Origin of the sequence: Staphylococcus gallinarum (assembly GCF_000875895.1) — a bacterium.
In the GTDB taxonomy this organism is placed as follows: Bacteria; Bacillota; Bacilli; order Staphylococcales; family Staphylococcaceae; genus Staphylococcus; species Staphylococcus gallinarum.
In genome coordinates this window covers 1-2,702 of record NZ_JXCF01000017.1, presented here as the reverse complement: position 1 = coordinate 2,702, position 2,702 = coordinate 1, and the positions used below count along the sequence as shown (strand labels likewise).

Here is a 2,702-nt window from a genome sequence, read left to right as displayed (position 1 = left end):
CCTTTTTCTTTTTCAATCCCTTTTTTCTTAAATATTTCTAAAGTTTTTTCAGGATTATCTTTCAATTTATATTTATCAATCTCTAAGGCTAATGCACCAGAAACTTTTGGAGCTGCAAGTGATGTTCCTGATTGATATATGTATCTTCCATTAGAAGATGTACTTAAAACACTTTGCTTTTGCATATATCCTTCCTCTAACCATGCTCTTTCTCCATATTTTTCTAAAAGTTCATACGAACCTCCGATAGTTGTTAAATCTATAAAACCACTTCCATAATTAGAAAATTCAGAAATACGATTGTTAGCATTGATAGATCCTACAGTCACAACGTTATTTAAATTGGATGGAGTATCATATACCTTTTTTGATGATTTACTTTCTACATTTCTCTTCTTATTTATTTCTTTTGCATCTTTTACATTAATACCATCATTTCCTACAGCTGCAACAACAATACTACCTTTTTTTTGAGCATAATTTATAGCTTTTTGTAGCGCATCATAATCTACTTTTTCATCATCTCTTAATTTATTGTTATTTTGGTTATCTTTAATTAAGTAATTTCCTAGACTAACATTAATTATATCGTTATCATCTTTTGCCGCATCAACAATTCCCTTAGAAACCCAAAGCATCTCGCTTTTTTTTGATCCAAACACACGATACATATTCATCTCTACTCCGGGATTTACACCTTTTAAACTACCCTTAGCTCCTATCTGTCCTGCTACTAATGTTCCGTGATTCAACTTATCTTTTTCAAAATTTCTATTTCCTGATTCATCCTTTTCGCTACCTCTAAAACCGTTTTTGGGGACTTCATTTATTGTCTTATTTATACTTTTTAAATCCGGATGGTTACTATTTACACCTGAGTCTATTAAAGCAACTTTTGCATTCTTTCTTTCTGAACTTAGCTTATAACTTTTACCTTCATTAGTTACTTTCCGCATATCCCACTGTTTATCAAATAAATCATTTATACCATTTTCTTTATTAATTGAGTTCTTTTCTACCTGTACAGATTTTTTAGCTACACAAGTAGAACATGTAGGGTTTATAAACCTGATGTTTTTATTATTTTTTATTAAGGACTCTACTTGGGACTTACTAGTTTTAATTTGTGCTGTATGTATTTCTGGAATCTTATAAGTTAACTCTATATCCTTTTGTTTAATAGATTCATTAAAAACTCTTTCATTATTATATTCAACACTATAATAACTTAGCCCCTCATTATATGAGCTTCCAAAAGTATAATCATTTTGAACAAACACAAATGCCAACATTAAAAAAATAAAAATAAATTTAAATTTCTTCATATAGCACCCCTCACCTATTATTTATAATTAATATTAATATACATTTAGATATTATGCTACCTTTTATTTTTTGATGAATATATTTAAAAATTTTCTGTTTATTGATTTTTATAATCAATAATATAAAATATCTTAACTTGATGTATTCTAGATAATTCTTTATTATACTAATTTATTAACATAATCGATGATTATAGGAAGCCTTTATATGCCAGCAGCCACTAAAAGATTATAATCTTTTAGTGGCTCTTTTATTATATTAGATCCTAAACAAATAGTTTCAAAAAATCTATCAAATAACCGATATAACCTATAATTCAAATCAAATGTTTACTCTTCTTTCCAAATCTCTGGCATATAAGTCCGCTCGATAGATATAACAGTTATAACTTATGCGCATTAAACTAATCCTTTTATAATTAGGAGACGACTTGATTATAGCTTTATTTATAAGCTTTTCCTTCGTCATGAATAACATGCTATTCTAATTTCAACCTCCCTCCTCCAGAGAAAGGGGGATTATCATATGGTTATAACAGTTATATCTTTGATTTCTGCTCTCTCCTCTCTCTTATTTTTAATTCATTAGGCATATATACTATTTTTTTAAATATCATTTATCCTATAATATTACAATATGAAAGCCGAGATATTACTGATTCGAATCATGTTAGGGGCATTATTTACCTCAAGGTTATATGGCATCTGAGTTTGTGATTGCCTTATTAATAATGAGCATTGCGGTAGCTATATCGTATAATTGGAAAAAATGTTTTCAATTATATGAACTTCTCTGTGTTTATCAGAGAAATGTAATTCATCTCTAAGTAGTTTGAAAATTTAAATGATATGCCTTAATAGTTAACGATAAAGTCGCCTGAACAATTCAGGCGACTTTATATAATTAAATATATCACATAGTATTTGATTCAAAAGCGAGAAATAAAAAACTCAAATTGACTATTTTTTATCACTTTTCAAAAAGTTTTCTAACCTATTACAAGCTTCCTTTATTTCTTCCATTGTACAAGCAAAAGAAAGTCTAATGTGTCCTTCCCCAAACTCTGAAAACGACCTTCCTGGTACTACAGCAAGTTGTTCTGCTTCTAACAGTTGCGTACAAAATTCAAATGAATCCTTATTATATTCACTAATATCCGGGAAAATATAAAATGTCCCTTGAGGTTTTTCAACGGGTAGACCCATTTCCTTAATTCGGCTGTATATATAATCTCTTCTTTCTTCATAAGCGCGATTCATTTTTTTTATATCTTGTGCTCCATATTTCAATGCGCTTATTGCGCCATATTGGCTGGGGGTAGCAACACATATTGAATTATATAAATGAACTGTTGTTACCTCTTCAATCAAGCGAGG

2 protein-coding genes are annotated in these 2,702 nt (G+C 29.2%); both read right to left on the bottom strand.

What is annotated here, in order from left to right:
• Window positions 1-1,325, bottom strand: a 1,325-nt coding sequence (locus SH09_RS09680) for a S8 family peptidase (RefSeq protein ID WP_042739449.1), incomplete at its 3' end; no start/stop codon positions are given.
• 960 nt (window positions 1,326-2,285) lie between these two features.
• Window positions 2,286-2,702, bottom strand: a 417-nt coding sequence (locus tag SH09_RS09675; RefSeq protein ID WP_042739448.1) for a pyridoxal phosphate-dependent aminotransferase, incomplete at its 5' end; no start/stop codon positions are given.